This is a genomic window from Streptomyces inhibens (assembly GCF_003389455.1).
GTDB lineage: Bacteria > Actinomycetota > Actinomycetes > Streptomycetales > Streptomycetaceae > Streptomyces > Streptomyces inhibens.
Window position 1 is genome coordinate 1 of record NZ_QUAC01000038.1, and the last position, 665, is coordinate 665.

The 665-nt window shown below is 68.4% G+C and carries 1 protein-coding gene and 1 pseudogene; both read right to left on the bottom strand.

The genetic code is table 11. From position 1 onward, the window contains the following. Positions 1-231 (bottom strand): TetR-like C-terminal domain-containing protein (locus tag DY245_RS45845; protein WP_244942849.1); only part of this gene is annotated, 231 nt, incomplete at both ends. Between the two features lies 1 nt (position 232). Beyond that, positions 233-471, bottom strand: a pseudogene (locus tag DY245_RS45850) (TetR family transcriptional regulator); the annotation flags it as partial. Positions 472-665: the final 194 nt, after the last annotated feature.

The following is a 665-nucleotide window of genomic DNA, read 5'->3' on the forward strand; positions in this document are numbered from 1 at the left end:
ATCGGGCTCGGCCAGTCCGTAGCCGCGCAGCATGCCGTAGGTCAGCTCGACCGCGCGCCGCGGTCCGGGCGCTCTTGCGGCCAACTCAGGGTCGATCTGGATCGGGGTCTGCGTCGCCATGTAGCGGCCCGGGTGCTGACGGGCGTACTCCCGCCAGGCGTTGGCAAACGCGACCAGCGCGTCCTTGCCCGACCGCCCGGCGGTCGCCTCGGCGATACGGATGGTCTTCTCNTCCTTGCCCGACCGCCCGGCGGTCGCCTCGGCGATACGGATGGTCTTCTCGTCCGCCGCCAGCAGCGCGATCCGTCCGCGCAGATCCTCCAGACCGCGGACGTGCGAGTAGAGGCTCGCATCCTTCACGCCGAGCCGCCGCGCCACCTGCGACATGGTCACCCCGTCGAGCCCGACCTCGTCCGCCAGCTCGGCGCCCGCAATCGTCACCCGCTCCGCCGTCAACCCGGCCCGCACCATGCGCCCTCCTCACGTTCCTATTAGCCCTAGGTATAACCTAGAGGTCCTAGGAATGGCAAACGGGAGGCGGTGAATCTCGACGCCGCTCGGCGTCACGTCGTGTATCGCCGCCTAGGGTCTGTTGCGAAAGTTGGTGGCCGGACTTCTGGATACCGTGGAATGCCCGGGCACACGCGGACGTTGATCACGTCATG